This is a genomic window from Pseudomonas sp. R25(2017), from assembly GCF_002112565.1.
GTDB lineage: Bacteria > Pseudomonadota > Gammaproteobacteria > Pseudomonadales > Pseudomonadaceae > Aquipseudomonas > Aquipseudomonas ekonensis.
In genome coordinates this window covers 23,441-49,728 of sequence record NZ_NEHZ01000013.1, presented here as the reverse complement: position 1 = coordinate 49,728, position 26,288 = coordinate 23,441, and the positions used below count along the sequence as shown (strand labels likewise).

29 protein-coding genes are annotated in these 26,288 nt (G+C 65.2%); 18 read left to right on the top strand and 11 right to left on the bottom strand.

The annotated features are described in order from the left end of the window. Window positions 1-351 carry a helix-turn-helix transcriptional regulator gene (locus tag CAG31_RS17575; RefSeq protein ID WP_085583409.1) on the bottom strand — a complete coding sequence of 117 codons (351 nt, stop codon included), beginning with the start codon at window positions 349-351 and terminating at the stop codon, window positions 1-3. Between the two features lie 104 nt (window positions 352-455). On the opposite strand from CAG31_RS17575, the gene CAG31_RS17570 reads away from it, so the two are divergent. Then, complete coding sequence (locus CAG31_RS17570; RefSeq protein ID WP_085583407.1) at window positions 456-1,319, top strand: MBL fold metallo-hydrolase; 864 nt, start codon at window positions 456-458, stop codon at window positions 1,317-1,319. A 123-nt stretch (window positions 1,320-1,442) separates the two neighbouring features. After that, entirely contained in the window at window positions 1,443-2,300 is an 858-nt protein-coding gene (locus tag CAG31_RS17565) for a tyrosinase family protein (RefSeq protein ID WP_085583405.1), read from the top strand. 13 nt (window positions 2,301-2,313) lie between these two features. On the opposite strand, the gene bkdR is transcribed toward CAG31_RS17565, so the two are convergent. Continuing rightward, on the bottom strand, window positions 2,314-2,802 hold the full coding sequence (gene bkdR, locus CAG31_RS17560; protein WP_007988200.1) for a Bkd operon transcriptional regulator BkdR: 489 nt from the start codon (window positions 2,800-2,802) through the stop codon (window positions 2,314-2,316). A gap of 185 nt (window positions 2,803-2,987) precedes the next feature. Here bkdR and CAG31_RS17555 point away from each other — a divergent pair, with 185 nt between their 5' ends. From CAG31_RS17555 to CAG31_RS17535, 5 genes are all read left to right on the top strand, one after another. Continuing rightward, complete coding sequence (locus CAG31_RS17555) at window positions 2,988-4,223, top strand: 3-methyl-2-oxobutanoate dehydrogenase (2-methylpropanoyl-transferring) subunit alpha (RefSeq protein WP_085583403.1); 1,236 nt, start codon at window positions 2,988-2,990, stop codon at window positions 4,221-4,223. Between the two features lies 1 nt (window position 4,224). After that, window positions 4,225-5,283, top strand: a complete 1,059-nt coding sequence (locus CAG31_RS17550; protein WP_085583401.1) for an alpha-ketoacid dehydrogenase subunit beta — start codon at window positions 4,225-4,227, stop codon at window positions 5,281-5,283. Continuing rightward, window positions 5,284-6,558, top strand: a complete 1,275-nt coding sequence (locus tag CAG31_RS17545; protein WP_085583399.1) for a dihydrolipoamide acetyltransferase family protein — start codon at window positions 5,284-5,286, stop codon at window positions 6,556-6,558. A 7-nt stretch (window positions 6,559-6,565) separates the two neighbouring features. Beyond that, window positions 6,566-7,939: a dihydrolipoyl dehydrogenase gene (lpdA, locus tag CAG31_RS17540; RefSeq protein ID WP_085583396.1), complete on the top strand. Its 1,374-nt coding sequence runs from the start codon at window positions 6,566-6,568 to the stop codon at window positions 7,937-7,939. A gap of 312 nt (window positions 7,940-8,251) precedes the next feature. Continuing rightward, complete coding sequence (locus CAG31_RS17535) at window positions 8,252-9,271, top strand: branched-chain amino acid aminotransferase (RefSeq protein WP_085583393.1); 1,020 nt, start codon at window positions 8,252-8,254, stop codon at window positions 9,269-9,271. Between the two features lie 90 nt (window positions 9,272-9,361). Here CAG31_RS17535 and dmeF read toward each other — a convergent pair whose 3' ends face one another. Continuing rightward, window positions 9,362-10,291 carry a CDF family Co(II)/Ni(II) efflux transporter DmeF gene (gene dmeF, locus CAG31_RS17530; RefSeq protein ID WP_085583391.1) on the bottom strand — a complete coding sequence of 310 codons (930 nt, stop codon included), beginning with the start codon at window positions 10,289-10,291 and terminating at the stop codon, window positions 9,362-9,364. An 11-nt stretch (window positions 10,292-10,302) separates the two neighbouring features. Then, window positions 10,303-10,578 carry a metal/formaldehyde-sensitive transcriptional repressor gene (locus tag CAG31_RS17525; protein ID WP_085583389.1) on the bottom strand — a complete coding sequence of 92 codons (276 nt, stop codon included), beginning with the start codon at window positions 10,576-10,578 and terminating at the stop codon, window positions 10,303-10,305. A gap of 626 nt (window positions 10,579-11,204) precedes the next feature. Here CAG31_RS17525 and CAG31_RS17520 point away from each other — a divergent pair. Next, window positions 11,205-11,576, top strand: coding sequence for a DUF6124 family protein (locus CAG31_RS17520; RefSeq protein ID WP_085583387.1), 372 nt, complete (start codon window positions 11,205-11,207; stop codon window positions 11,574-11,576). A 53-nt stretch (window positions 11,577-11,629) separates the two neighbouring features. Beyond that, window positions 11,630-11,899: a hypothetical protein gene (locus tag CAG31_RS17515; RefSeq protein ID WP_085583385.1), complete on the top strand. Its 270-nt coding sequence runs from the start codon at window positions 11,630-11,632 to the stop codon at window positions 11,897-11,899. 120 nt (window positions 11,900-12,019) lie between these two features. Here CAG31_RS17515 and CAG31_RS17510 read toward each other — a convergent pair whose 3' ends face one another. From CAG31_RS17510 to CAG31_RS17500, 3 genes are all read right to left on the bottom strand, one after another. Further along, window positions 12,020-12,358 (bottom strand): FKBP-type peptidyl-prolyl cis-trans isomerase, encoded by a 339-nt coding sequence (locus CAG31_RS17510; RefSeq protein WP_085583383.1) that lies wholly within the window; start codon window positions 12,356-12,358, stop codon window positions 12,020-12,022. Window positions 12,359-12,423: 65 nt separating this feature from the next. After that, window positions 12,424-12,948 carry a hypothetical protein gene (locus tag CAG31_RS17505; RefSeq protein WP_085583381.1) on the bottom strand — a complete coding sequence of 175 codons (525 nt, stop codon included), beginning with the start codon at window positions 12,946-12,948 and terminating at the stop codon, window positions 12,424-12,426. Between the two features lie 34 nt (window positions 12,949-12,982). After that, entirely contained in the window at window positions 12,983-13,702 is a 720-nt protein-coding gene (locus tag CAG31_RS17500) for a hypothetical protein (RefSeq protein WP_139831360.1), read from the bottom strand. Between the two features lie 160 nt (window positions 13,703-13,862). Here CAG31_RS17500 and CAG31_RS17495 point away from each other — a divergent pair, with 160 nt between their 5' ends. Next, window positions 13,863-14,939: a sensor domain-containing diguanylate cyclase gene (locus CAG31_RS17495; protein ID WP_085583377.1), complete on the top strand. Its 1,077-nt coding sequence runs from the start codon at window positions 13,863-13,865 to the stop codon at window positions 14,937-14,939. A gap of 54 nt (window positions 14,940-14,993) precedes the next feature. Here the strand turns inward: CAG31_RS17495 and CAG31_RS17490 are convergent, their stop codons facing one another. The 3 genes from CAG31_RS17490 to moaB form a co-directional block, all read right to left on the bottom strand. Beyond that, window positions 14,994-15,302 (bottom strand): RcnB family protein, encoded by a 309-nt coding sequence (locus CAG31_RS17490; RefSeq protein WP_085583375.1) that lies wholly within the window; start codon window positions 15,300-15,302, stop codon window positions 14,994-14,996. Window positions 15,303-15,542: 240 nt separating this feature from the next. Then, window positions 15,543-16,748: a gephyrin-like molybdotransferase Glp gene (glp, locus tag CAG31_RS17485; protein WP_085583373.1), complete on the bottom strand. Its 1,206-nt coding sequence runs from the start codon at window positions 16,746-16,748 to the stop codon at window positions 15,543-15,545. Continuing rightward, complete coding sequence (moaB, locus tag CAG31_RS17480) at window positions 16,745-17,284, bottom strand: molybdenum cofactor biosynthesis protein B (RefSeq protein WP_085583371.1); 540 nt, start codon at window positions 17,282-17,284, stop codon at window positions 16,745-16,747. Before moaB ends, glp begins: the two co-directional genes overlap by 4 nt. Before the next feature lie 298 nt (window positions 17,285-17,582). Between moaB and CAG31_RS17475 the strand changes: the two genes are divergently transcribed. The 8 genes from CAG31_RS17475 (at window position 17,583) to CAG31_RS17440 (ending at window position 25,320) form a co-directional block, all read left to right on the top strand. After that, window positions 17,583-18,482 (top strand): LysR family transcriptional regulator, encoded by a 900-nt coding sequence (locus tag CAG31_RS17475; RefSeq protein WP_085583369.1) that lies wholly within the window; start codon window positions 17,583-17,585, stop codon window positions 18,480-18,482. Between the two features lie 132 nt (window positions 18,483-18,614). Continuing rightward, entirely contained in the window at window positions 18,615-19,445 is an 831-nt protein-coding gene (gene fdhD, locus CAG31_RS17470) for a formate dehydrogenase accessory sulfurtransferase FdhD (RefSeq protein ID WP_085583367.1), read from the top strand. Continuing rightward, a complete protein-coding gene (moaC, locus tag CAG31_RS17465; RefSeq protein ID WP_085583365.1) occupies window positions 19,442-19,927 on the top strand; it encodes a cyclic pyranopterin monophosphate synthase MoaC in 486 nt (161 codons plus the stop codon). The genes fdhD and moaC overlap by 4 nt, the downstream gene beginning before the upstream one ends. Further along, complete coding sequence (locus tag CAG31_RS17460) at window positions 19,924-20,175, top strand: MoaD/ThiS family protein (RefSeq protein WP_085583364.1); 252 nt, start codon at window positions 19,924-19,926, stop codon at window positions 20,173-20,175. The genes moaC and CAG31_RS17460 overlap by 4 nt, the downstream gene beginning before the upstream one ends. 3 nt (window positions 20,176-20,178) lie before the next feature. Then, window positions 20,179-20,640, top strand: a complete 462-nt coding sequence (gene moaE / locus CAG31_RS17455; protein ID WP_085583362.1) for a molybdopterin synthase catalytic subunit MoaE — start codon at window positions 20,179-20,181, stop codon at window positions 20,638-20,640. A 179-nt stretch (window positions 20,641-20,819) separates the two neighbouring features. Further along, on the top strand, window positions 20,820-22,166 hold the full coding sequence (gene chrA, locus CAG31_RS17450; RefSeq protein ID WP_085583360.1) for a chromate efflux transporter: 1,347 nt from the start codon (window positions 20,820-20,822) through the stop codon (window positions 22,164-22,166). 425 nt (window positions 22,167-22,591) lie between these two features. Continuing rightward, on the top strand, window positions 22,592-23,956 hold the full coding sequence (locus CAG31_RS17445; RefSeq protein ID WP_085583358.1) for a glutamine synthetase family protein: 1,365 nt from the start codon (window positions 22,592-22,594) through the stop codon (window positions 23,954-23,956). A gap of 80 nt (window positions 23,957-24,036) precedes the next feature. Next, the gene (locus CAG31_RS17440; protein WP_085583356.1) at window positions 24,037-25,320 is read left to right on the top strand and encodes an FAD-binding oxidoreductase; all 1,284 of its coding nucleotides are present in this window, start codon (window positions 24,037-24,039) and stop codon (window positions 25,318-25,320) included. Between the two features lie 112 nt (window positions 25,321-25,432). On the opposite strand, the gene CAG31_RS17435 is transcribed toward CAG31_RS17440, so the two are convergent. Further along, window positions 25,433-26,218 carry a DeoR/GlpR family DNA-binding transcription regulator gene (locus CAG31_RS17435; RefSeq protein ID WP_085583354.1) on the bottom strand — a complete coding sequence of 262 codons (786 nt, stop codon included), beginning with the start codon at window positions 26,216-26,218 and terminating at the stop codon, window positions 25,433-25,435. Window positions 26,219-26,288 lie beyond the last annotated feature (70 nt).

Here is a 26,288-nt window from a genome sequence, read left to right as displayed (position 1 = left end):
TTATTGGGGTCCTGGCTGTTCCCAACTCTTGAGCACCGCGCCGCAGTACAGGCCCGAGAGGGTTTTCATCACCTGGATCACTTCGTGACTGGCGAGGCCGTAGAAAATGTACTTGCCTTCACGGCGGGTCGCGACCAGCCCTTCATCGCGCAGGATGCCCAACTGCTGGGACAGGGTCGGCTGACGCACGCCGGTCATCTTTTCCAGGTCGCCGACGTTGCGTTCGCCCTGGGTCAACTGGCACAGGATCAACAGCCGGTCCTCGTTGGCCAGGGCCTTGAGCAGCGAACAGGCCTTGGAGGCCGACGCCCGCAGTTGGGCGACTTCACATTCGGTCAGACTGGATTGCATTTGCAGGAAGCCTTCAACGTCACTTAAGCTGCGAACATTATGTTTTTACATAAAGTGTTGCAACCCATGACTGACTTCTCGTCCCCTTTCACAGGTTCATCTCCATGCCCGCACTGATTGAAGCCTTCCTCGACCCCGTCTCCTCGACCTACAGCTACGTGGTCTACGAGGCCGACGGCGGTCAGTGCGCGATCGTCGATCCGGTGCTCGACTACGACGGCGCCGCCGGCCGCACCTGCACCGCCCAGGCCGACAAGATCATCGCCTTCGTCCGCGCCCATGGCCTGCACGTGCAATGGCTGCTGGAAACCCACGCCCATGCCGACCACCTCTCCGCCGCGCCGTACCTGCGCCGGGAGCTGGGCGGCAAGATCGCCATCGGCCAGGCGATCAGCAAGGTGCAGGACGTGTTCAAGGCGCTGTTCAACCTGGAGCCGGAATTTTGCGTCGACGGCTCGCAGTTCGATCACCTGTTCGCCCCCGGCGAATCCTTCATGATCGGCGGCCTCAAGGCCACCGCCCTGCACGTCCCCGGCCACACGCCGGCGGACATGGCCTACCTGATCGACGGCGAGCAGATCCTGGTCGGCGACACCCTGTTCATGCCGGACGTCGGCACCGCCCGCTGCGACTTCCCCGGTGGCGACGCCCATCAATTGTTCAAGTCGATCCACAAGCTGCTGGCCTTCCCCGCCAGCGTCAAACTCTACGTCTGCCACGATTACCCGCCGGCCGGCCGCGGCCCGCAGTGCCAGACCACCGTCGGCGAACAGCGCAAAAGCAACATCCATGTGCACGACGGCATCGATGAGGCGGCGTTCGTCCAGATGCGCACCCGGCGCGACGCCGGGCTGGGCATGCCGACGCTGCTGCTGCCGGCGATCCAGGTGAACGTGCGGGCGGGCAACCTGCCGCCGGCGGAAAGCAACGGCGTGACGTACCTGAAAATTCCGCTCAATGCCTTTTGAGGCGGAATGCCCGACACCTTTGCGATTCTTTTTCCCACGGGTGCCGGCGATAGGGTCGAATTGAACGAAGCGTCCTCCATGCGGAAACTCGAATGCGCAAACATTCAATGGAGTTTTCGCAATATGGACATTCGCATCAACCACCGGGACATGACGCCGGATCAGAAATCCCGTTTCGTCAGGGCCGTCCTCACGCTGAAAAACGATGTCGACAGCGTGCTGCGGCCCGGACAGCAGAGCCGCTACGACGACTTCGTGCAGATCCACAAGAACTCGATGGGCAGGGGCAATCCGCTGGTTCCCAATCCCCACGCCACCCCTTTGTTCTACCCTTGGCACCGAGTCCTGCTGCGCCAGTTCGAACTGGCCCTGCAGTCCGCCGTCGACGACCCCGACATCACCCTGCCCTACTGGAACTGGCAGCTCACCGGCGCCGACAACCCCTTCACCTCGGACTTCATGGGCGCCAACGGCGACAATCTGGACCGGCAGCACCTGATCAGCGGCCCGTTCACCCTGGAGGCCAACCGGTTCAGGGTCGCCGTATGGGACACCGACATCGCTCCCACGCCGGACAACATCAGTCTGCGCCGCAACTTCGGGCAGGCCGGCAGGCTGCCCGGGCCGGACGAGGTGATCGACGTGCTCAATCGCCCCTCCTACCAGCAAGATGCCAACGGATGGGAATTGGTCTCCCAACGCCAGTTGCACAATCCGGTGCATGGCTGGATCGGCGGCAACATGGCGGAAGCGTCCTCCCCCAACGACCCGATCTTCTTCCTGCACCACTGCTACATGGACCTGCTGTGGGAACGCTGGAAGCAACAGCACCGCAGCAGCGGCAAGCCATTTGCGGAGCCGTTGCTGAATCAGACCCTGGTCTTCCACCCGGACAACGAACCGGCGCCGTGGCCGCAGACCTTCACCGTACAAGAGACGATCGACACGCAAGCGCTCAACTACAGGTACGCCTCCGTCTGACCGCCCGTGGGGCTCAACTGCCCAAGGTCAACCCGTTCGCCGGCAGCGGCAGCGCGGTCTTGTAGCGCACCTGCTTGAGCGCAAAGCTTGAGCGGATGTTCGCCACGCCCGGCACCTTGGTCAGAAAGTCCATCATGAAGCGCTCAAGCGACTGGATCGTCGGCACCAGCACCCGGATCAGGTAGTCCGGGTCGCCGGCCATCAAGTAGCACTCCATCACTTCGGGGCGGTCCGAGATCGCCTCTTCGAAATGCTGCAAGGCTTCCTCCACCTGCTTCTCCAGGCTCACATGGATGAACACGTTGACGTGCAGGCCCAAAAGATCCGCATCGAGCAAGGTCACCTGCTCGCGGATCACCCCCAGTTCCTCCATCGCCTTGACCCGGTTGAAGCACGGCGTCGGCGACAGGTTGACCGAACGGGCGAGGTCGGCGTTGGTGATGCGCGCATTCTCCTGAAGGCTGTTGAGAATGCCGATGTCGGTACGGTCCAGTTTGCGCATGAGACAAAACCACCTGTTTTTTATGTTTATGCAGATTTTCTATCTGCAAATGATCTTCAGCGCAACGAAACACAGAGAAATATTCTTCTTGGCCGGGCCTATGATTGTTGTAGGACAAAAATTCTTTTACCGAAGAACGACTGTCAGCTCACTACAAGAAATTCACAAGATCGAGCGTAGAAGCCATGACCCAAGCGTATGAACCGCTGCGTCTGCACGTGCCCGAACCCTCGGGCCGCCCAGGCTGCAAAACCGACTTCTCCTACCTGCATCTGACCGACGCCGGCACGATGCGCAAGCCTTCCATCGACGTAGAGCCCGCCGACACCGCAGACCTGGCCCGTGGCCTGATCCGCGTGCTCGACGACCAGGGCAACGCCCACGGCCCCTGGGCCGAAGACGTGCCGGTCGAGATCCTGCGCAAGGGCATGCGCGCCATGCTCAAGACGCGCATCTACGACAACCGCATGGTGGTCGCCCAGCGTCAGAAAAAGATGTCGTTCTACATGCAGAGCCTCGGCGAGGAAGCCATCGGCAGCGCCCAGGCCCTGGCGCTGAACATCGATGACATGTGCTTCCCGACCTACCGCCAGCAAAGCATCCTGATGGCCCGCGAAGTGCCGCTGGTGGATCTGATCTGCCAGTTGCTGTCCAACGAGCGCGATCCGCTCAAGGGTCGCCAGCTGCCGATCATGTACTCGGTCAAGGACGCCGGTTTCTTCACCATCTCCGGCAACCTCGCCACCCAATTCATCCAGGGCGTGGGCTGGGGCATGGCCTCGGCGATCAAGGGCGACACCAAAATCGCCTCGGCCTGGATCGGCGACGGCGCCACCGCCGAATCGGACTTCCACACCGCCCTCACCTTCGCCCACGTCTATCGCGCCCCCGTGATCCTCAACGTGGTCAACAACCAGTGGGCGATCTCCACCTTCCAGGCCATCGCCGGCGGTGAAGCCACCACCTTCGCCGGACGCGGCGTCGGCTGCGGCATCGCTTCCCTGCGCGTGGACGGCAACGACTTCGTCGCCGCCTTCGCCGCCTCCGCCTGGGCCGCCGAACGCGCCCGCCGGGGCCTGGGCCCGACCATGATCGAATGGGTCACCTACCGCGCCGGCCCGCACTCGACCTCCGACGATCCGTCCAAGTACCGCCCGGCCGACGACTGGAGCCACTTCCCGCTGGGCGACCCGATCGCTCGCCTGAAGCAGCACCTGATCAAGATCGGCCACTGGTCGGAGGAAGAGCACGCCGCCGCCAGCGCCGAGATCGAGGCCGAAGTCATCGCCGCCCAGAAGCAGGCCGAGCAGCACGGCACCCTCACCAGCGGGCAGATCCCGAGCGCCGCGACCATGTTCGAAGACGTATACAAAGAGATGCCGGAGCACTTGAAGCGCCAGCGTCAGCAGTTGGGGGTCTGAGATGAACGATCACAACAACAATATCCAGCTGGAAACCGCCATGACCACGACCACCATGACCATGATCCAGGCCCTGCGCTCGGCCATGGACGTGATGCTTGAGCGCGACGACAACGTCGTGGTGTTCGGCCAGGACGTCGGCTACTTCGGCGGCGTGTTCCGTTGCACCGAAGGCCTGCAGACCAAATACGGCACCTCGCGGGTGTTCGACGCACCGATCTCCGAGAGCGGCATCGTCGGCACCGCCGTGGGCATGGGCGCCTACGGCCTGCGCCCGGTGGTGGAAATCCAGTTCGCCGACTACGTGTACCCGGCCTACGACCAGATCATTTCCGAGGCGGCGCGCCTGCGCTACCGCTCGGCCGGCGAGTTCACCGCGCCGATGACCCTGCGCATGCCCTGCGGCGGCGGCATCTACGGCGGCCAGACCCACAGCCAGAGCATCGAGGCCCTGTTCACCCAGGTCTGCGGCCTGCGCACCGTCATGCCGTCCAACCCCTACGACGCCAAAGGCCTGCTGATCGCCTCCATCGAAAACGATGACCCGGTGATCTTCCTGGAGCCCAAGCGCCTGTACAACGGCCCGTTCGACGGCCACCACGACCGCCCGGTGACCCCGTGGTCGAAACACCCCGCCGCCCAGGTGCCGGACGGCTACTACACCGTGCCGCTGGACGTCGCCGCCATCACCCGTCCGGGCAAGGACGTGACCGTGCTGACCTACGGCACCACCGTCTACGTGTCGCAGGTGGCCGCCGAAGAGAGCGGCGTGGACGCCGAGGTCATCGACCTGCGCAGCCTGTGGCCGCTGGACCTTGAGACCATCGTCAAGTCCGTGAAGAAGACCGGCCGCTGCGTCGTGGTGCACGAAGCCACGCGCACCTGCGGTTTCGGCGCCGAGTTGGTGTCGCTGGTGCAAGAGCATTGCTTCCATCACCTGGAAGCCCCGATCGAGCGCGTCACCGGTTGGGACACCCCCTACCCGCACGCGCAGGAGTGGGCGTATTTCCCAGGGCCGTCCCGAGTGGGCGCGGCGTTGAAACGGGTCATGGAGGTCTGAATGGGCACGCACGTCATTAAAATGCCGGACATCGGCGAAGGCATCGCAGAAGTAGAACTGTCGCAGTGGCACGTCAAGGTCGGGGATCTGGTCGTCGAAGACCAGGTGCTGGCCGACGTCATGACCGACAAGGCCATGGTCGACATCCCGTCGCCGGTGCACGGCAAGGTCATCGCCCTCGGCGGGCAGCCAGGTGAAGTGATGGCCGTCGGCAGCGTGCTGATCAGCATCGAAGTCGAAGGCGCCGGCAACCTGAAGGAGTCCGCCGCGCCGGCTCCGGTCAAGGAAGCCCCGGCCCCCGTGGCGCCGAAGGTCGAGGCCGTCATCGAAAGCAAACCTGCCGCCGCACCGCGTCCGGCCGCCGTTTGCCAGGGCCCGATGGTGGCCCGCGAGGCCGGCGACCGTCCGCTGGCCTCCCCGGCGGTGCGCAAGCACGCGCTGGACCTGGGCATCCAGCTGCGCCTGGTGCGCGGTTCCGGCCCGGCCGGCCGGGTGCTGCACGAAGACCTCGACGCCTACCTGGCGCAAGGTCAGTCGAACGCTTCGGCGCCTGCCGCCAACGCTTACGCCCAGCGCAACGACGAAGAGCAGATCCCGGTGATCGGCATGCGCCGCAAGATCGCCCAGCGCATGCAGGAATCCACCCAACGCGCCGCGCACTTCAGCTACGTCGAGGAAATCGACGTCACCGCCATCGAAGAGCTGCGCGCGCACCTGAACGACAAGCACGGCGCCAGCCGCGGCAAGCTCACCCTGCTGCCGTTCCTGGTGCGGGCGCTGGTCGTCGCCCTGCGCGACTTCCCGCAGATGAACGCCCGTTACGACGACGAGGCCCAGGTCATCCACCGCCTCGGTGCGGTGCATGTCGGTGTCGCCACCCAGAGCGACGTCGGCCTGATGGTGCCGGTGGTGCGCCACGCCGAAGCCCGCAGCCTGTGGGGCAGCGCCGCAGAGATCGCCCGCCTGGCCAACGCCGCGCGCAACGGCAAGGCCAGCCGCGACGAACTGTCCGGCTCGACCATCACCCTGACCAGCCTCGGCGCGCTGGGCGGCATCGTCAGCACCCCGGTGCTGAACCTGCCGGAAGTGGCCATCGTCGGCGTGAACAAAATCGTCGAACGGCCGATGGTCGTCAAAGGCCAGGTGGTGATCCGCAAGATGATGAACCTCTCCAGCTCCTTCGATCACCGCGTGGTCGACGGCATGGACGCGGCGCTCTTCATCCAGGCCATCCGTGGCCTGCTCGAACAACCCGCGACCCTGTTTGTGGAGTGAGGCACGCATGCAAACCCTGAACACCACCCTGCTGATCATCGGCGGCGGCCCCGGCGGCTACGTGACGGCGATCCGCGCCGGCCAGCTCGGCATCTCGACCATCCTGGTCGAAGGCCGCTCGCTGGGCGGCACCTGCCTGAACATCGGCTGCATTCCGTCCAAGGCCCTGATCCATGTGGCCGAGCAGTTCCAGCAGACGCAGCACCACAGCCAGCATTCGGCGCTGGGCATCAGCGTCGGCGCGCCGACCCTCGACATCGGCAAGAGCGTCGAGTGGAAGGACGGCATCGTCGACCGCCTGACCACCGGCGTGGCGGCGCTGCTGAAGAAGAACAAAGTGCAGGTCATCAATGGCTGGGCCAAGGTCATCGACGGCAAGACCGTCGAGGTCGGCGACACCCGCATCCAGTGCGAACACCTGGTGCTGGCCACCGGCTCGAAGACCGTCGACCTGCCGATGCTGCCGATCGGCGGGCCGATCATCTCGTCCACCGAAGCCCTGGCGCCCACGTCGGTGCCCAAGCGCCTGATCGTGGTCGGCGGCGGCTACATCGGCCTGGAACTGGGCATCGCCTACCGCAAGCTCGGCGCCGAAGTCAGCGTGGTCGAGGCCCAGGACAGGATCCTGCCGGCCTACGACGCCGAACTGACCCAACCGGTGCACGAAGCCCTCAAGCAACTGGGCGTGAAGCTGTACCTCAAGCACAGCGTCCTGGGCTTCGACGGCAAACTGCAAGTGCGCGACCCGAACGGCGAAACCCTGAACCTGGAAACCGACCAGGTGCTGGTGGCCGTCGGCCGCAAGCCCAACACCCAGGGCTGGAACCTCGAAGCGCTGAACCTTCAGATGAACGGCGCCTCGATCAAGATCGATAGCCGCTGCCAGACCAGCATGCGCAACGTCTACGCCATCGGCGACGTGGCCGGCGAGCCGATGCTGGCCCACCGCGCCATGGCCCAGGGCGAAATGGTCGCCGAGCTGATCAGCGGCAAGACCCGCGAGTTCAACCCCACCGCCATCGCCGCCGTGTGCTTCACCGACCCGGAGCTGGTGGTGGTCGGCAAGACGCCGGACGAGGCCAAGGCCGCAGGGCTGGACTGCATCGTGTCGAGCTTCCCGTTCGCGGCCAACGGCCGGGCCATGACGCTGGAGTCCAAAAGCGGCTTCGTGCGGGTGGTCGCCCGCCGCGACAACCATGTGATCGTCGGCTGGCAAGCGGTCGGCGTCGGCGTGTCGGAGCTGTCCACGGCGTTTGCCCAGAGCCTGGAGATGGGTGCGCGGCTGGAAGACATCGGCGGCACCATCCACGCCCACCCGACCCTGGGCGAGGCGGTGCAGGAAGCGGCGCTGCGGGCCTTGGGGCATGCCTTGCACATTTGATTCAGGAAGATAGAGGGGGGGCAGTGATGGCCCCCTTCGCGGGCAAGCCCGCTCCCACAGGTTTTGTGTCGTGAACACTGATGCGGCGGGCTGATTCCTACAGGGGATCAGGCTGCCCGCAGAATCTGCGGTCACCGCAAGGCCTGTGGGAGCGGGCTTGCCCGCGATTTCTCAAGGGCGACACGATTTATCTGCCCGTCATCCGATAGTCCGGGCTGCGAAACCGGATCAGAATGAAGTATTGTTGTGCCCATCCAAAAAAACGTCAGAAGCCTTGACCGTTTCGACGGTTGTTCAGTGATAGAGGGTGTCATGGGTAACGAAAGCATCAATTGGGACAAGCTGGGTTTTGACTACATCAAGACCGACAAACGCTATCTGTCGTACTTTCGCAACGGCGAGTGGGACAAAGGCACCCTGACCGAAGACAACGTGCTGCACATCAGCGAAGGCTCCACCGCCCTTCACTATGGCCAGCAGTGCTTCGAAGGCCTGAAGGCCTACCGTTGCAAGGACGGCTCGATCAACCTGTTCCGCCCGGACCAGAACGCCGCCCGCATGCAGCGCAGCTGCGCCCGCCTGCTGATGCCGCACGTGTCCACCGAGCAGTTCATCGAGGCGTGCAAGCAAGTGGTCCGCGCCAACGAGCGCTTCATCCCGCCGTACGGCACCGGCGGCGCGCTGTACCTGCGTCCGTTCGTGATCGGCGTGGGTGACAACATCGGCGTGCGCACCGCGCCGGAGTTCATCTTCTCGGTGTTCGCGATCCCGGTCGGCGCCTACTTCAAGGGCGGCCTGACCCCGCACAACTTCCAGATCTCCACCTTCGACCGCGCCGCCCCGCAAGGCACCGGCGCCGCCAAGGTCGGCGGCAACTACGCGGCCAGCCTGATGCCGGGCTCCCAGGCCAAGAAGGCGCACTTCGCCGACGCCATCTACCTGGATCCGCTGACCCACAAGAAAATCGAGGAAGTCGGTTCGGCCAACTTCTTCGGGATCACCCACGACAACAAGTTCGTCACCCCGAACTCGCCGTCGGTGCTGCCGGGCATCACCCGCCTGTCGCTGATCGAACTGGCCAAGACCCGCCTGGGCCTGGAAGTGGTCGAAGGCGACGTGTTCATCGACAAGCTGTCGGACTTCAAAGAAGCCGGCGCCTGCGGCACCGCCGCCGTGATCACCCCGATCGGCGGCATCAGCTACCAGGACCACCTGCACGTGTTCCACAGCGAAACCGAAGTCGGCCCGGTCACCCAGAAGCTCTACAAAGAGCTGACCGGCGTGCAGACCGGCGACATCGAAGCGCCGGCGGGCTGGATCGTCAAGGTCTGACCTGACGCCCGGCAACGCAAAAGCCCCTCTCCGAGCGATCGGTGAGGGGCTTTTTAATGCCCGTACGTCAGCCTTTCGGCGTGCCGCAGGTCAGGCGCTGCGCAGTTCGACGGTCAGGTGCGACAGCTCATGCACCGGCGCCAGACGCTCGCGGATCGCCTCGGCGCTGACGCCGGCGGCCGCCACCACGCTGACGATGGCCGCCCGCGCCTGCGGGCCGACCTGCCAGACGTGCAGGTCGCTGATGCGCACATCGTCCGAGGCTTCCAGCAGCTCGCGGATCTCTTCGGCCACCGGCTCGTCGGTGGCGTCGAGCAGCACGGCGGCGCTGTCGCGCATCAGGGTGTACGCCCACTTGGCGATGACCACGGCGCCGACGATGCCCATCACCGGATCCAGCCACACCCAACCCAGATACCGGCCCGCCAGCAGCGCGGCGATGGCCAGCACCGAGGTCAGCGCGTCGGCCAGTACGTGCATGTAGGCCGAGCGGAGGTTGTTGTCGTGATGGTGATGATGAGCATGGTCGTGGCCGTGTTCATGGTGATGCCCGTGGTCATGGCCGTGATGGCCCATCAACATGAAGGCACTGACCAGGTTGACCGCCAACCCCACCACCGCGATCACCGTGGCTTCGCCGAAGGCCACCGTGGTCGGCTGGAACAGGCGCAGGGCCGATTCGCCGGCGATGCCGAGCGACACCAGCCCCAGCACCATGGCCGACGCGAAGCCGGCCAGGTCACCGACCTTGCCGGTGCCGAAACTGTAGCGGCGGTTGCTGGCGTTGCGCCGGGCGAACCCATAGGCCGCCGCCGCAATGCCCAAGGCGCCGGCGTGGGTCGCCATGTGGAAACCGTCGGCCAGCAGCGCCATGGAGCCGGTGACATACCCGGCGGCGATTTCGCCGATCATCATCACGAAGGTCAGCGCCACCACCCACAGGGTGCGGCGGGCGTTCTCGTCGTGGGAGGCGCCGAGGAACTGATGGTCGTGGGCGAAGCGTTGAGCGTTGGGCGTCATGGCGTGTGGGCTCACTTTGAATAACGGCGGATGGCTTGCAGCAACTCTTCCACGCCTTGGGCGCGGGCTTCGTCGCTGAGGTCGGGGTGGGCGACGTGCTCACGGGCATGGGCCTCGATGAACTGCTCCATCAGGCCGTTGACCGCCCCACGGATCGCCGCCATCAGGTGCAGGGTCTTGCCGCAGTCGGCCTCGGCCTCCAGCGACCGCTCCACCGCCTGCACCTGGCCGGCGATGCGCCGCACCCGGTTGAGCAGCTCGGTCTTGTGTTCGTGCGTGTGCGACATACCTATACCCCCTACACCTATATTGGGCGCGATGATCGCCGTTCGGCCCGGGCCTGGCAAGGTGGTTTTCGGGGGAAGGGATGAATGGAGGGCCGCGAGATCCCTGCTCCGGTCTCAGCCTGCATTACCTTTACCGGCGCCATCGTCAGCAGGCTGGCTCCCACAGAGGGGCGCGGGTGGATGCTGAATCTGAGTTCACCGCAGTACCCTGTGGGAGCCAGCCTGCTGGCGATGGCGTCAGTGAGGGCACCACAGGGCTGGACGGCCTGCCCCCCCCCCCCGAAAAACCAAGCATCATTTCAGCATCATCCGCCAGGCTACGTTGCCTTGCGCCTTTGCCTACAACTGCGCCAGAATCCGCCGGCTTGTGCGGTTTGGGGGGCGTCGGTAACTTGATTCGCGTCACTGAAGGGTCAGTGATCGGGTTTAGTCGCCCGACGTCTCACGAATTGTAAAGCAGCCATTCAGGCGGGTTTTTCAGTACCTGCTCTCTATGGTGGCTGTACGCAGGGCGCCTTCGGGCGCGCCGGATTCGTGAGACCTGCCGGTCGACTAACCTGCGTACAGCCGCCTCCCCCTCGATTAGTCGCGACGGGTGGGCAGCCTTAATCTTCGAGGTCTCACATATGTTCAAGTACACGCCTAATCCGCCAGAAGCAGAAACAGACGAATCCGATCCAACGTCGCCCTACTCCACCCCCGACTCCCGCAAGCTCCACGAAGCCGCCGAGCGCGCCCTCGACCACTACCTCAAGCCTGAAGCCCCGAAACGACGAAGATCCCGGCCGATGTTCCTCATCGCCCCGGACATGGATCAGGAATCCCTGCTGGCCCACGCCTGCGAATCCATGGCCTCGGCCAACACCCTGCTCAACGACTTCGCCGCCCTGCTGGAACCGCCCTACCGCAACACCGTGCTGGGCATCGCCCAAGTGGTGATGCTGGGTGAACTGGCCGTCAACCGCGCCCTCGACAACATCGATCCGCCCAACCGCTGAGCAACCCCGTGGCGAGGGCGCTCGTTCCTCGCCACACACCGGGAGAACCGACCATGCCTCATCAACCAGATGCGCACGTCGTCGCGGCCCTGATGGCCATCGGCCTCAACGAGCGGGATCACCGCTGGGCCCAAAGAACCTGCCTGGCGCTCTACGAAAGTGAAAGGGAATCGGTGGTGGCGTCCGCCGTGCAGGCACTCGGACAGCTCGATGCGCTGGATCCGGAACAACTGTTGCCCACGCTCGAACGGCTGAAACGCCGGTTCCCGTCATGGGAAACCTCAGCGTTCCACCGGCTGGAAGCAAAGGCGATGGCCGCCTGAAAGACCGCGTCTTCGTTCATCGCGAGCAGGCTCGCTCCCACAGGGTGACTGCACTCCTCTGTGGGAGCGAGCCTGCTCGCGATGACGTCGGCCCACCGACCGCCAAACATGAGCCCTGGCTCAATCCTCCCGCGTCAACACTTCCAGCAACTCAATCTCAAACACCAGGTTCGAGTTCGGCGGGATCTTGCCCATCGTGCGCTCGCCGTACCCCAGGTGCGCCGGCACCAGCAGTTTGCGCTTGCCGCCCACTTGCATGCCCATCAGGCCTTGGTCCCAGCCCTTGATCACCCGACCGGTGCCGATCACGCACTGGAACGGCTTGCCCCGGCTCCAGGACGAGTCGAACTCGGTGCCGTCCTCCAGCCAGCCGGTGTATTGGGTGGTGATCAATGCGCCTTTGACGGCGGCCTTGCCTTCGCCCACCTGCAGATCGATAACTTGAAGCTGTTCGTTCATGGCAGTGCTTTATTCCGAGTATTGAGCGGAGGCTTTTCTCAGAAAAACACTCGCTCGGCAACTCATTACATGGCCCCGGCGTCCGGATGGCCCTGCTTCCAGGCCATGCTTTTGTCCTGCTTGTCTTTGGCATCCACGGCGAAGTCCTTGTCGAAAATCGCCTCTGTCACGATTGAAGTGTTGGCACTGCGCTTCTTGTCGGCGACCACGCCAATCTGACTGCCTATTGTGAATTCAGTAAAACGCGACGGGGGAATGCCATGCAGATCCAGGAGTTTGACGGTATCGCCTTCACGCACTTCGATCTGTTTTTTCTTCGCATCGACGCTGACGACTTCAAGGGGGGAAATCGTTATCAGCGTCGGATCCCACGCATAAATGCCGCCGCTGCCTACACACGTCTGGCTGGTGGGCTGTATCTCACCGTCCGCCAGACGATGAGGCTCTTTGTTGCAGTCGACGAAAATGCCTGACTGGTCGGATGTCGCCAGCCCCAGGTACTTTTCACCGGTGGGCAACTTCAAGATCTGTTCGCCCTGGGCGCCATAGGCCAGCAACGTCAACATCAGCGTGATCACGTGTTTATTCATCACACACCTGCCATCGATCCAATCAGTGTTGCCGTCACGGAAGCCAGTCGAAGCGCTTCCGGGCGATCCGTGTGCCGTCAGGTATTTCATATCCGATGTAGGACACTTGTTTCTTGGGTATCTGGTAAACATTGCCGAACGAGTCATAACGCTGCGGTTGGCTGTTTGTCCTCATCAGCACTTTTTGCACCAGCACGTAATACGTCGTGTCGGTTTCGATGAGCAGTACGGCTTCCGTCGCGCTGTCTTTTGTCTGTAGAGGCTGCCCAAGCACCGCAGGGAAAACCTTCGCGTACTTTTCCTCGAAATGCAGTTGAACGGGGCGCAGCACACCGCCGTCCCGCACCTGCTGCGCCTGCAAGGTGCCGAAATACTCGGCCAGACTGGCTGTGCCCCATAAGCCGCCGACCAGAAACAGCACAAACAGCACTTTATGAATGAAATGCCAGAACGGTTTCTGATCAAGCGCCCAGGCACTGTTCAGCCCGACGTAAACAATGGCTCCCACCGCCAGAATGATCGGAACCCACACGCCGAACAGCTTCGCGGCCGTCCAAGCGAACGCAAGATAAAAATAAATGGAGATGTCCAGCGAGATCAGGGAAATGCCGAACGTCTTGAAGTAATAAAACAGATGCAGCCAGGAATAGAAAAACAGATAGGCGCCAAACAAGAGGGTCGGCCCGCCGAAGTGAGTGGACAACGGCGAACCGTCTGCCGAAGGCACTCCCGCTGTCGTGCTTGGCTGAGTCACACCGATAGTCTCCCTGCCAAAGGCCTGTGGCCGCGTTCATTGCATAACCGACAAGTCTAGTGCCGATCAGGAAGAATGCGATGCATCCCAATTGTCGTGTGATTTAAGATAGCCACCCGCCATCACTCTCGGACCGATACGCCATGACGGCAGCGCTTGAATGACTCAATTCTGGATCAGCCTGGCCCTCGGCACCGTCATGCTGGCTGTGATCATTGTCTTGATCCGGCGCGAGCGAGCCTTGCGCCGGCAGCTCGCCGAGTACCGCGAACTGCTGACCCGCGCCGCCGAGGGCCCGCACATCCGGCAGGACGGCGACGCCGAGCGTTTCAAGCGCAGTCAGTATTTTGCCCGGATCGGCACCTGGGATTGGGAGGTCGACACGGACCGGTTGTATTGGTCGGACGCGATCTTCGGCATGTTCGGGTTCAAGATCGGTGAAGTGACGCCCTCCTACGCGCTGTTCTGCTCCTGCGTGCATCCGGACGACCGCGCCAAGGTGCGGGCCGGCGAGCTGCGGTGCCTGGAGACCGGCGAGAACCACGACGAGGAATACCGTGTGGTCTGGCCCGACGGCACCATCCGCTGGCTGCGGGAAACCGGCAACGTGGTGAAGAACGACCACGACACGATGATCAAGATGATGGGCGTGGTGCGCGACATCACCGAGGAGAAGGCCTCGGCCAGTTACCTTCAGCACCTGGCCCACTTCGACCCGCTGACGGGCCTGCCCAATCGCCTGGTGCTGGAGGAACGCCTGTCTCAGGCGCTGGAGCAGGCGCGGCTCACCGCGACCCGTGTGGCCCTGGTGTTCGTGGACCTCAACGGCTTCAAGGCAATCAACGACCGTTACGGCCACGCCGCCGGCGACCGCGTGCTGATCACCACCGCCACCCGCCTCAAGCGCATCCTGCGCGCCAGCGACACTGTCGCGCGGATCGGCGGCGACGAGTTCGTGGTCATCCTCCAGGGCCTGGCGCCGGGCCTGAACCTGCCGGACGAAGCCCGCCGCATCTGCCAGAAGATCTTCGTCGAACTGTCCCCGCCGATCACCATCGGCAACGACCAGCGCCACATCGGCAGCAGCCTGGGGGTCGCGGTGTTTCCCGACCATGCGCCGACCATGGATCGCCTGCTGCACATCGCTGACCTCGCGATGTACGAGGCCAAGCGCAGCGGGAACAATCAGTATCGGTTGGGGGGCGGTCAGGTGTTGAGCGGCACTCGCGTCGAGTGACGCTCAGGATTTGGGTGTGCAATCAGTCTTCCCTGACCAAGTGCGGCCACAGGCTCAACGCACCACCGGCTGAATCTCAACAATGGTCCCGTTGGTGATCATCACCATCACGTATTTGTCGTCGATCTGTACCCATTGCGCCTGTGGCTCGGGATCCCTGAGGCCTTTGCGGCGCCAGTCGGTGATTGCCTTTTCGTTGCGTTGGTAGAGGTCCGGAGCGCGGTCGTGGACCTTCAAGGCGCGGTTGCCGGTCGGGGACTGCACGCTCGGGGCGCTGGAGGTCTCGGCCGCTTGCAGGGGTGTTCCGGTGGCGGCGAGGCCGGCGGCCAGGGCCAGGGTGGCGATCAGGGTTTTGCTGTTCATCGGTGAAGCTCCTGGGTAGGCGGATACCTGAACTCCGACTGTGGAGCGCCGGAATCATTCCTTGCGGATTGCGAATGGCTGGACAGTGTAGTCGCCGACACGGCCGCCATGCCTTGCAGGGCCAGCGCCCACAGGGTCCTCGCTCAATCCGTGAACGACACAAACCTGTGGGAGCCAGCCTGCTGGCGATGGCGCCCGTCGAGGCGCCGCGCAGGGTTCAGCGTTCAACCCGCACAGGGCTCAGAACAGTTCGCTGAAGGGAATGAAACGCAACGGGTCGCCCGCACGGTGGGTCGTATGCTCGGGGATCTCCGCCAGGCCGTCCGCCCAGGTCGCGCCCAGCAGCACGCCGGAGCTCTGGTTCGGGTACAGCACCGCCCGTCCCGCCTCCAGCCGCACCCGCAGGTACTCGCGGCGACTGCCGGGCTTGGGCCAGTCGAAGCCGGCGGCCACCGTGACGCTCAGCGGCATCACCTCTTCCACGCCCTGGATGCGCAGCAGATACGGCCGCGCCAGCAAGCCGAACGTCACCAGCGCCGACGTCGGATTGCCCGGCAGGCCGATCACCGGCACGGCGCCGAAGCGGCCCACCGTCAGCGGCTTGCCGGGTTTGATCGCCAACTTCCACAGCAGCGGTTTGCCGTCGTCGCGCAGCACCTGGCCGAGGCAGTCGGCATCCCCCGCCGACACGCCGCCGGTGGTGAGGATCAGGTCCGCGGCCACCTGCAACTGCTCAAGCTTGAGCCGTGTCTGCGCCGGACGGTCCGGCAGGATGCCGGCGTCGATCACCTCGCAGCCCAGCTCGCCCAACCAATGGCTGAGCAGCGTGCGGTTGCTGTTGTAGATGCTGCCGGGGCGCAGCGGTTGGCCGGGCTCGACCAGTTCATCACCGGTGGACAGCAACGCCACCCGCGGGCGGCGCACCACCGGCAGGTGCGTCATGCCTTGCCCCGCCGCCACCGCCAACTCGAACGGCCCCAGGCATTTGCCCGCGCGCAGCAGCACATCGCCGGCCCGGTTTTCCTGGCCTTGGGGGCGGATGTTCTGGCCGGCCTTCAGCGGTTGCAGAAAACGCACCCGGCCGTCCTCCAGCACTTCGGTGTTCTCTTGCATCTCCACGCAGTCGGCCCCCGGCGGCACCGGCGCGCCGGTGAAGATCCGCGCGCAGGTGCCGGGCAGCAGCGCATCCGGCGCCAGACCGGCATAGGCCCGCTGGGACACGGCCAGTGGCTGGCGGTGCAGGTCGGCCAAGCTCAAGGCGTAGCCGTCCATGGCGCTGTTCGGCCAGGGCGGCAGGTCCAGGGTCGCCACCAGGTCGCTGGCCAGCACCCGTCCCCTCGCCTCGTCGAGCGGCACCGGTTCGCTGTCCGGCAGACGTTGCGCGTCGGCCATCGCCAACAATTGGTCGAGGGCTTCCTCGACCGGCATCAACGGCGCGCGGCTCATCCGCGCGGCCCGCAGGCCTGCACCGGCTTGAGGTGCGGGACGAAATTGCACGGGCGGTGACGGTTGTCCAACTGCTCGGCCAGGATGCCTTCCCACGCGGTGCGGCAGGCGCCGGTCGAGCCCGGCAGGCAGCACACCAGGGTGCCGTTGGACAGCCCGGCCAGCGCACGGCTCTGCACGGTGGAGGTGCCGATGTCGAGAATCGAGATGGCGCGGAACAGCTCGCCGAAGCCGTCGATCTGCTTGTCCAGCAGGCAGGCCACCGCTTCCGGCGTGCTGTCGCGGCCGGTGAACCCGGTGCCGCCGGTGATCAGCACCACCTGGATGCCGTCGTCGGCGATCCAGTTCGCCACCTGGGCGCGGATCTTGTACAGGTCATCCTTGAGCAGGTTGCGCTCGCTGAGGGTGTGGCCGGCCTCCAACAGACGGCTGACCAGCAACTGGCCGGACGTGTCGCTGGCGTAGTCGCGGGTATCGCTGACCGTCAGCACGGCAATATTCAGGGGAACGAACAGGGCATCCGATTTGGCACTCACGGGAATTCTCCGGCAGTTATCGATTCAACTGAACCAGAGCCTAAGTGCCACTTATGAGGAGTGTCTAATCACTCTAACCAACCGCTCTATCGACCCGCTCTATCGACCGTTTCCGGCCTGTTGCGACCCTCGTCCGCCCCCCTGGGAACGGGCCCGATAGAGACCGTCGATAGGCCGTTAAAAACCTCCGATTGGACGCACGGCGCGACGGATGGGATCGTGGCGCCCTGCGCGGCCCGTGCGCACTGCGCATCTGCGTCAATACTCATACCCACTTTCCCATCGAGCAGGTGCCGTCATGGACATCAAACAACTCAAGTTCCTGATCGCGCTGGACGAGACCCGCCACTTCGGCCAGGCCGCCGCCCGCTGCCACATCACCCAGCCGACCCTGTCGATGCGCCTGCGCAACCTGGAAGATGAACTGGATCTGGTGCTGGTCAACCGCGGCCAGCGCTTCGAAGGCTTCACCCAGGCCGGCGAACGGGTGCTGGCCTGGGCCCGCACGCTGCTGGCCGCCCACGACGGGCTGTTCGCCGAGGCCGCCGCGTGCCGGGGGCAACTGGTGGGCAGCCTGCGCCTGGGCCTGGTGCCGCTGAGCAACTTCAACCCGGTCAATTACATCCAGGGCCTGTCGGGCACGTTCCCGGAGCTGAAGTACAGCCTGACGTCGATGAGCTCGGACGAAATCATCGAGAACCTGGGCAACAACCAGCTGGACCTTGGGGTGTGCTACCTGGATCACGTCAACCCGAACTATTTCGAGTTCTTCGAGATCGGCGAGACCCGCGTCGGCCTGCTCTACGACACCCGCCACTTCCACTTCGACGGCCCGGAAATGAGCTGGGAGGACGCCGCCGAACTGCCGCTGGGCATGATCACCACCGGCATGCACTACCGCAAATCCATCGACCTGAGCTTCCGCAGCCGCGGGCTCAACCCGCAGCCGATCATGGAAAGCGATTCGACCTATCAGCTGCTGCAGGCGATCCACCAGGGCTTCTGCTGCTCGATCATGCCGCTGGACAGCGGGCTGGAAGAGCCCATCGAACACCTGGCCTTCATCAACCTGCCGGACGCCAGCGTGCTGGCCCCGCTGGGGCTGGTGATGCGCAAGACCGAGCCGCGTTCGGCCATCGCCGAGAAGTGCTTCGCCGAGGCGCGGCGGATGTTCGGGATTCAAGCGCCCGGGGTTTGAGAAGCTGATCCTGAAACCACCTGCTGTCCACCATCATCGACCAATCCAATCACCGCATCGGAACAAGCGATTGGACGCACTTCGAGGACCTCCGTAGCCTGATCCCCATTCAGCGCTGCGAGGCTTTTTCCGATGGTGTGCCCGATTGAACCGACCGCAAACGACAGCGCCACCGACGCCCCGGCGCCGGTGGCCTACCGTGAATACCTGGACGATGCCCCGGTGTCCCACGCCGCCCTGGCGGCGGAGATCGCCCTGGCCATCACCTACAACGGCCTGAGCCAGGCGGTGATGATGGTCTCGCCGGGCGACGTCGAGGATTTCATCCGCGGCTTCAGCCTGAGCAACGGGATCATCGACAGCCCCGACGAAATCTACGACATCCGCCTGACCCGGTTCGACCAGGCCTGCCAGGCCGACGTGCAGATCTCCAGCCGCGCGTTCTGGGCGCTCAAAGATCACCGCCGGCAGATGGCCGGCACCAGCGGCTGCGGCCTGTGCGGCGTCGAGGCGCTGGAGCAGGCGTTGCCGCAACTGGAGATCCTGCCGCCGGCCCCGTTGCCGCCGGCCGCGCACCTGGCCGGCATCCGCCAGCGCATCGAACAGGCCCAGCCGATGGCCCGCAGCAGCGGCGCCCTGCACGCGGCGCTGTACTTCGGCGCCGAGGGCGAACCCTTGCTGTGCCGCGAAGACATCGGCCGCCACAACGCCCTCGACAAGCTGATCGGCGCGATGCGCTTCGCCGGCCTCGACCCTCGCCAGGGCTTCGTCGCGGTCACCAGCCGCTGCAGCCTGGAGCTGATCCACAAGGCCGTGCGTGCCCGCCTCGGCACGCTGGTCAGCCTCTCGGCACCCACCGCGCTGACTGTGCGCTGGGCGCGCCGGCACCGGCTCAACCTGATCCACATCCCCCACCGCAGCGCCCCGAGAATCTACAGCCCGATCCAGGAGCAACCCGAATGAGCGACACCCTCACCCACCTCGACGACCAGGGCCGGGCCAACATGGTCGATGTCACCGACAAGGCGCCGACCCGGCGTGAAGCCAGCGCCCAGGCCTGGGTGCACATGCGCCCTGAGACCCTGCGGATGATCCAGGCCAACGGCCACCCCAAGGGCGACGTGTTCGCCGTGGCGCGGATCGCCGGGATCCAGGCAGCCAAGCGCACCCACGAGCTGATCCCGCTGTGCCATGCGCTGCTGCTCAGTTCCATTCACGTCGAACTCAAGGCCTGCGAGCCGGACCGGGTGCAGATCGTCGCCACCTGCCGCCTCACCGGCCAGACCGGCGTCGAGCTCGAAGCGCTGACCGCCGCCAGCGTCGCCGCGCTGACGATCTACGACATGTGCAAGGCAGTGGACCGGGCGATGGTCATCGGCGACATCCGCCTTCTGAGCAAACAGGGCGGCCGCTCCGGCCACTTTCAATGGGAGACCCCGCAATGATCCTGATCAACTACTTCGCCAGCTACCGCGACCGCCTCAACCTGGGCGGCGAAAAGATCCCCGCCAGCGACGCCTTGGCCTGCGTCGAGGACGTGCGGCAGATGCTCATGGCCCGCGGCGAGCTGTGGCGCGAGGTGCTCGGCGCCGGCAACCTGATGTGCGCGGTGAACCAGGAGCTATGCCAGACCGACCAGGCGATCGAGGACTTCGACGAGATCGCGTTCTTTCCGCCGGTCACTGGAGGCTGAGGCATGGGGGTTCGAGTCCAGCGCAAAAGCTTCGATGCCGGCCAGTTGATCGCCGACCTGCACGCCCGGAATCCGCGGGTGGGCGCAGTGGTGAACTTCATCGGCTACGTGCGTGACCTGAACGTCGGCCAGCCGGTGAGCGAGCTGTTTCTGGAGCACTATCCGGGCATGACCGAGAAGTCCTTGGCGCAGATCGCCGAACAGGCCCGCGAGCGCTGGCCGCTGCTGGCGGTGGAGATCGTGCACCGGGTGGGCGCGCTGACGGTGACCGAGCCGATCGTGTTCGTCGGCGTCAGCAGCAAGCACCGGCATGCGGCGTTCGAGGCCTGCGCGTTCATCATGGACGTGCTCAAGACCCGCGCGCCGTTCTGGAAACGGGAGACCACGCCGGCCGGCGCGCATTGGGTCGAGGCCCGGGAGAGCGATCAGTCCGCCGCGTTCCGCTGGAGCCTGGCCCACGCTTGAGTTCGGCATCAGGACTGGATCGGCGGAATGTGCCTCGTGGCGAGGGAGCAAACGCCCTCACCACACATGCAGGCCCTTCCCATTCCCACTGAAAAAGCGCAGCGCCCGCTCACGCACTCCCTCGCTTCACAAAAGCCTGATTAGATAGGCGCTCCAAACACCTCGTCCAGGAGCCGCCGGTGAGCGATACGCCCCCCAAGGATCTGCCCAAACCCGACCCCGTCAGCCTGCGCCAGGCCTGGCGCTTCTGGCTCAAGCTGGGCTGCATCGGTTTCGGCGGCCCGGCCGGGCAGATCGCGATCATGCATCAGGAGCTGGTGGAGCGCCGGCGCTGGATCTCCGAGAAGCGTTTTCTGCACGCGCTCAACTACTGCATGCTGCTGCCCGGCCCCGAGGCCCAGCAACTGGCGACGTACATCGGCTGGCTGCTGCACCGCACCTGGGGCGGCGTGGTGGCCGGGGCGCTGTTCGTGCTGCCGTCGCTGTTCCTCCTGATCGGTCTGTCGTGGGTGTACATCGCCTTCGGTGACGGGCCGGCGGTGGCCGGGGTGTTTTACGGGATCAAGCCGGCGGTCACTGCCATCGTCCTGCACGCGGCCCACCGCATCGGCTCTCGGGCCCTGAAGAACGCCTGGCTGTGGGCGATCGCCGCAGCCGCCTTCGTGGCGATCTTCGCCTTCAACGTGCCCTTTCCGCTGATCGTGCTGGGCGCCGCGCTGATCGGCTACGTCGGCGGCCGCTGGGCGCCGCAACGATTCACGGCCGGCGGCCATCGCAGCGGTGAGAAATCCTACGGTCCGGCCCTGATCGATGACGACACCCCGCCGCCCGAGCATGCCCGATTCAATCCGGGGAAACTGCTGCGCCTGGCGTTGGCCGGCGCCGCGCTGTGGTGCCTGCCGATGGCGCTGCTGACCGCGCTGTTCGGCTGGCACGGCACGTTCACGCAGATGGGCTGGTTCTTCACCAAAGCGGCGCTGCTCACATTCGGCGGCGCCTATGCGGTGTTGCCTTACGTGTATCAGGGAGCGGTCGGCCACTACGGCTGGCTGACGCCCGCGCAGATGATCGACGGCCTGGCGTTGGGCGAGACCACGCCGGGGCCGCTGATCATGGTGGTGGCGTTCGTGGGCTTCGTCGGTGGCTACGTGCAGCCGGCCTTCGGCCCGGAACACGCGTTCGCCGCCGGGGCGCTCGCCGCCGCGCTGGTGACCTGGTTCACCTTCCTGCCTTCGTTCCTGTTCATCCTGGCGGGCGGGCCGCTGGTGGAGTCGACCCACAACGAACTGAAGTTCACCGCGCCGCTCACTGCGATCACGGCGGCGGTGGTCGGGGTGATCCTCAACCTGGCGTGCTTCTTCGCCTGGCATGTGTTCTGGCCCCAGGGGTTCGCCGGCCGGCCCGATGTCTTTTCGGTGCTGCTGGCCCTGGCGGCGGCCATCGCGCTGTTCTTTTTCAAGCGCGGCGTGATCGAGGTGTTGATCGTTTGCGCCCTAACGGGGCTGGGGGTCTACCTGCTGCGCTGAGCCGACGCCGGCGACAGACGTGCCGGAATCAGGCGTTTACTTGTGCGCGGATTCCCCCTTACTATCCAGCCACACCGGCCTGGCGGGGCACTCCCGCCGCCGACGTTTTCCGCCAACGGAAACACGCGTCATGAGCACGTCACCCCAACAACGACAAACGTTGAACGTCTCTTCTGCGTGCGCCCTCCCTCACCGGGGGTGCGCATGAACCGCATCGTCAATCTCCCCATGGCCCTGAGCCGCTCCAAGCTGCGTCACTCCGCACGCCCGCCGGATATTGCCCTGCCCGTCTGATCGCGTCCGTGCGGACCGCGACAGCCCTCCCCTTGCCATCCGATATCCCTGCCGGAACGCCCGGGCCTTGGCCCGTTGCCGCGTCCGGCCCGAACCTGCGCGCCTGTGCGGCGCCACCGTGAGTGATTGACATGAAATTCGCAGCCATTGAAGACGCCCGTACCTTTCTGGAGCAGAACCCCGACATCGACATGTTCGAGCTGTTCATCCTCGACGCCAACGGCGTGCCGCGCGGCAAGCTGCTGCACCGCGAAGAACTGCTCGCCGTGTACGAAAGCGGCCGGCCCCTGCCCAGCACCATCCTCGGCCTGACCGTGCACGGCGAGGACGTGGAAAACTCAGGCCTGGTGTGGGACGTCGGCGACATCGACTGCCGCGCCTACCCGCTGCCGGGCAGCCTGGTGCGCCTGCCGTGGCGGCAGATTCCGACCGCCGCCGTGCAGGTCAGCATGCACCCGCAGCAAGGCATGCCGGCCAGCATCGCCGACCCGCGCCACCTGCTGATCAAGGTCATCGAACGCCTGAAGGCCGAGGGTTTCCACCCGGTGATGGCGTGCGAGCTGGAGTTCTACCTGCTCGACGCCCGGCGCGACGGCAACGGCCGGCCGCAACCGGCGCTGGACGCCGACGGCGGCCGACCGCGGCACACACAGGTGTACGGCCTGCGTGAATTGGAGCAGATCGAGCCGTTCCTCGCCGACCTGTACAGCGCCTGCAAGCTGCACGGCATTCCGGCCCGCACGGCAATCTCGGAATACGCGCCGGGCCAGGTGGAAATCACCCTTGAACACGGCGATGCGCTGGAGGCGATGGACCAGGCCGTGCGCTACAAGCGGCTGGTCAAGGCCGTGGCGCACAAGCACGGCATGCAGGCGACGTTCATGGCCAAGCCGTTCGACCACCTGGCGGGCACCGGCATGCACATGCACGTCAGCCTGGCGGACGCTGAGGGGCGCAACCTGTTCGCCTCGGAGGATCCTGCCGGCACGCCGCTGCTGCGCACGGCCATCGGCGGCATGCTCGCCTCGCTGCTCGATTCGCTGCTGCTGTTTTGCCCCAACGCCAACTCCTACCGGCGCTTCCAGGCCAACAGCTATGCGCCGCTGGCGCCGACCTGGGGCGTGGACAACCGCACCGTCAGCCTGCGCGTGCCGGGCGGGCCGGCCCCTACCCGGCATGTCGAACACCGCATCTGCGGCGCCGACGCGAACCCCTATCTGGCGGCCGCGGCGATCCTCGCCGGCATCCACCGCGGCATCAAGGACAACCTCGACCCGGGCGAACCGGTGCAAGGCAACGGCTATGCCCAGGCCAAGGAGCTGCTGCCGACCGACTGGCTGACCTCGCTCACCGCCCTGGAGAACTCGGCCTGGGCCCGGGATGCGCTGGGGCAGGATTTCCTCGGGGTGTACCTGGCGGTGAAACGCGCGGAGTACCGGCAGTTCATGGCGGAGGTGGGTGAGCAGGATTGGCGCTGGTACCTGACCGAGGCCTGAACCCCGCTGCTGAATCCCCCTGTGGGAGCCTCCGCTCCCACAGGGGCTGCAACCGACTTGAATTCCGTGTGGACACTGACATGACCGAACGCTGCAATTCCTACTACACCGCCACCCTCGACCGCGACACCGACTACCCCACGTTGCAGGGGCGGCACAGCGTCGACGTGGTCATCATCGGCGGCGGCTTCACCGGCGTCGCCACCGCCGTGGAACTGGCCGAAAAGGGCCTGAAAGTCGCCATCGTCGAAAGCCACAAGATCGGCTGGGGCGCCACCGGGCGCAACGGCGGCCAGGTCACCGGCAGCCTCTCCGGCGACGGCGCGATGCGCAAACAGATGCGCCGCACCCTGGGCGACGACGTGGACGATTTCATCTGGCACCTGCGCTGGCGCGGGCACGAGATCATCAAGAACCGGGTGGCGAAATACGCCATCGCCTGCGACCTCAAGCACGGCCATCTGCACGCCGCCTACAAGCCGGCCCACCTGGACGGCCTGCGCAGCGACTACGAAGAGGCCGTGCGCCGGGGCATGGGCGATGACGTCAGCCTGCTCGACCGCAGCCAGGTGCGCGACCTGCTGCAAAGCGACCTCTACCACGGCGCCATCAAGAACACCCGCAACCTGCACCTGCACCCGCTCAACCTGTGCATCGGCGAGGCGCGTGCCGCCGAAAGCCTGGGCGCGCTGATCTTCGAGCACAGCGAAGTGCTGGAGATCCTCCACGGCGACAGGCCCGGCGTCAGAACCGCCCACGGCCAGATCGACGCCAGCCAGGTGCTGCTGGCCGGCGACGTCTACCACAAGCTCGAACCGGGGCAGCTCAAGGGCAAGATCTTCCCGGCCATGGGCGGCATCGTCACCACCGAGCCCCTGGGCGACCTGGCCCGGCAGATCAACCCCGAGGACCTGGCGGTGTACGACTGCCGCTTCGTCCTCGACTACTACCGCCTCACCGCCGACGGCCGCCTGCTCTTCGGCGGCGGCGCCAACTACAGCGGCAAGGACTCGCGGGACATCGCCGGCGAACTGCGCCCGTGCATCGAACAGACCTTCCCCGCGCTCAAGGGCGTGAGGATCGACTATCAGTGGAGCTGCGCGATGGGCATCGTCATCAACCGCATCCCGCAGCTGGGCAAGCTTTCCGACAACGTCTGGTACTGCCAGGGCTATTCCGGCCACGGCATCGCGACCACGCACATCATGGGCGAGATCATGGGCCGCGCGATCACCGGGCAGATGACGCAGTTCGACACGTTCGCCGCCTGTTCGCACATTCGCGTGCCGATGGGGGATCTGCTGGGCAATCCGATGCTGGCGGCGGGGATGTGGTACTACCAGATGCTGGAAAAACTGCGCTGACCATATCGGCCCTATCGCCAACAGGCTGGCTCCCACAGTGAATGTGCGGCGAACACAAAACCTGTGGGAGCCAGCCTGCTGGCGATGGGGCCCTCGCCCCCACCGCAACACCTCAGTCAGGCAACTGCTCCACCGCAATCCCCAGCCGCCGGTAATCCTCCACACTGCCCGACGCCACATGCCGCTCGGTGATCAACGTGTGCAGCCGCTCGCAGGGCGCCACCACGAACGGCTCCACCGCACCGAGCTTGTCCGCCGTGGTCACGGCGATCACCTGCGCCGCGCTGTCGAGCAACGCCTGCTTCACCGGCACTTCATCAAAGTGCAGCGAGGTGATCCCCACCTGCGGATGAATCGCGCACACCCCGGTGAACGCCAGGTCCGCCTTGATCGAACCGATCAGGCGCAACGCCTCCTGGCCGCCGGCGGACAAGGTCTTCGGGTTGAGCTGCCCGCCCGCCAGAATCACCTTCACCCCTTGGTATTCGGACAGCGCGACCGCCGTCATCGGTGCAGCGGTCACCGCGGTGATGCGGATGTCCGCCGGCAGCGAACGCGCCACCTGCAGGGTGGTCGAGCCGGAATCGAACATGACGATTTGCCCGTCGCGCACCTTCTGCGCGGCGTATTTGGCCAGTCGGACCTTCACCTCGTCGATCTCGTCCAGGCGGGTGAGGAAATCCTTGCCGGTGTCTTTCGGCCGGGGCAGCGCCCCGCCGTGCACCCGCTGCACCAACCCGGCGCTGTCGAGCTCGGCCAGGTCGCGGCGGATGGTGTCTTCGGATACCGCGAAGTGCTGGCTCAGCTCGGAGGCCATGACCTTGCCGTCACGTTCGAGGATCAAGAGGATTTTCTGGCGGCGCAGGGACGGGAGTTCGGCGGCGGAATGGTCGTGCATGGTTTTGCCTGATTTTGCGTTTTCTTGCAAGATTAGCCGCCACAAGGCAGAAGCACAATGACCTACGCAT

Excerpts from the sequence above, each read along its gene's own strand:
- moaE (WP_085583362.1), top strand. The coding sequence starts at position 20,179 with ATGGGGGTTCGAGTCCAGCGCAAAAGCTTCGATGCCGGCCAGTTGATC.
- CAG31_RS17435 (WP_085583354.1), bottom strand. The coding sequence starts at position 26,218 with ATGCACGACCATTCCGCCGCCGAACTCCCGTCCCTGCGCCGCCAGAAA.
- CAG31_RS17515 (WP_085583385.1), top strand. The coding sequence starts at position 11,630 with ATGCCTCATCAACCAGATGCGCACGTCGTCGCGGCCCTGATGGCCATC.
- moaC (WP_085583365.1), top strand. The coding sequence starts at position 19,442 with ATGAGCGACACCCTCACCCACCTCGACGACCAGGGCCGGGCCAACATG.
- CAG31_RS17475 (WP_085583369.1), top strand. The coding sequence starts at position 17,583 with ATGGACATCAAACAACTCAAGTTCCTGATCGCGCTGGACGAGACCCGC.
- dmeF (WP_085583391.1), bottom strand. The coding sequence starts at position 10,291 with ATGACGCCCAACGCTCAACGCTTCGCCCACGACCATCAGTTCCTCGGC.
- CAG31_RS17570 (WP_085583407.1), top strand. The coding sequence starts at position 456 with ATGCCCGCACTGATTGAAGCCTTCCTCGACCCCGTCTCCTCGACCTAC.
- CAG31_RS17495 (WP_085583377.1), top strand. The coding sequence starts at position 13,863 with ATGACTCAATTCTGGATCAGCCTGGCCCTCGGCACCGTCATGCTGGCT.
- CAG31_RS17445 (WP_085583358.1), top strand. The coding sequence starts at position 22,592 with ATGAAATTCGCAGCCATTGAAGACGCCCGTACCTTTCTGGAGCAGAAC.
- CAG31_RS17565 (WP_085583405.1), top strand. The coding sequence starts at position 1,443 with ATGGACATTCGCATCAACCACCGGGACATGACGCCGGATCAGAAATCC.
- CAG31_RS17545 (WP_085583399.1), top strand. The coding sequence starts at position 5,284 with ATGGGCACGCACGTCATTAAAATGCCGGACATCGGCGAAGGCATCGCA.
- CAG31_RS17505 (WP_085583381.1), bottom strand. The coding sequence starts at position 12,948 with ATGAATAAACACGTGATCACGCTGATGTTGACGTTGCTGGCCTATGGC.
- CAG31_RS17490 (WP_085583375.1), bottom strand. The coding sequence starts at position 15,302 with ATGAACAGCAAAACCCTGATCGCCACCCTGGCCCTGGCCGCCGGCCTC.
- CAG31_RS17520 (WP_085583387.1), top strand. The coding sequence starts at position 11,205 with ATGTTCAAGTACACGCCTAATCCGCCAGAAGCAGAAACAGACGAATCC.
- CAG31_RS17440 (WP_085583356.1), top strand. The coding sequence starts at position 24,037 with ATGACCGAACGCTGCAATTCCTACTACACCGCCACCCTCGACCGCGAC.
- CAG31_RS17525 (WP_085583389.1), bottom strand. The coding sequence starts at position 10,578 with ATGTCGCACACGCACGAACACAAGACCGAGCTGCTCAACCGGGTGCGG.
- CAG31_RS17535 (WP_085583393.1), top strand. The coding sequence starts at position 8,252 with ATGGGTAACGAAAGCATCAATTGGGACAAGCTGGGTTTTGACTACATC.
- CAG31_RS17575 (WP_085583409.1), bottom strand. The coding sequence starts at position 351 with ATGCAATCCAGTCTGACCGAATGTGAAGTCGCCCAACTGCGGGCGTCG.
- fdhD (WP_085583367.1), top strand. The coding sequence starts at position 18,615 with ATGGTGTGCCCGATTGAACCGACCGCAAACGACAGCGCCACCGACGCC.
- lpdA (WP_085583396.1), top strand. The coding sequence starts at position 6,566 with ATGCAAACCCTGAACACCACCCTGCTGATCATCGGCGGCGGCCCCGGC.
- CAG31_RS17550 (WP_085583401.1), top strand. The coding sequence starts at position 4,225 with ATGAACGATCACAACAACAATATCCAGCTGGAAACCGCCATGACCACG.
- CAG31_RS17460 (WP_085583364.1), top strand. The coding sequence starts at position 19,924 with ATGATCCTGATCAACTACTTCGCCAGCTACCGCGACCGCCTCAACCTG.
- CAG31_RS17510 (WP_085583383.1), bottom strand. The coding sequence starts at position 12,358 with ATGAACGAACAGCTTCAAGTTATCGATCTGCAGGTGGGCGAAGGCAAG.
- bkdR (WP_007988200.1), bottom strand. The coding sequence starts at position 2,802 with ATGCGCAAACTGGACCGTACCGACATCGGCATTCTCAACAGCCTTCAG.
- glp (WP_085583373.1), bottom strand. The coding sequence starts at position 16,748 with ATGAGCCGCGCGCCGTTGATGCCGGTCGAGGAAGCCCTCGACCAATTG.
- CAG31_RS17555 (WP_085583403.1), top strand. The coding sequence starts at position 2,988 with ATGACCCAAGCGTATGAACCGCTGCGTCTGCACGTGCCCGAACCCTCG.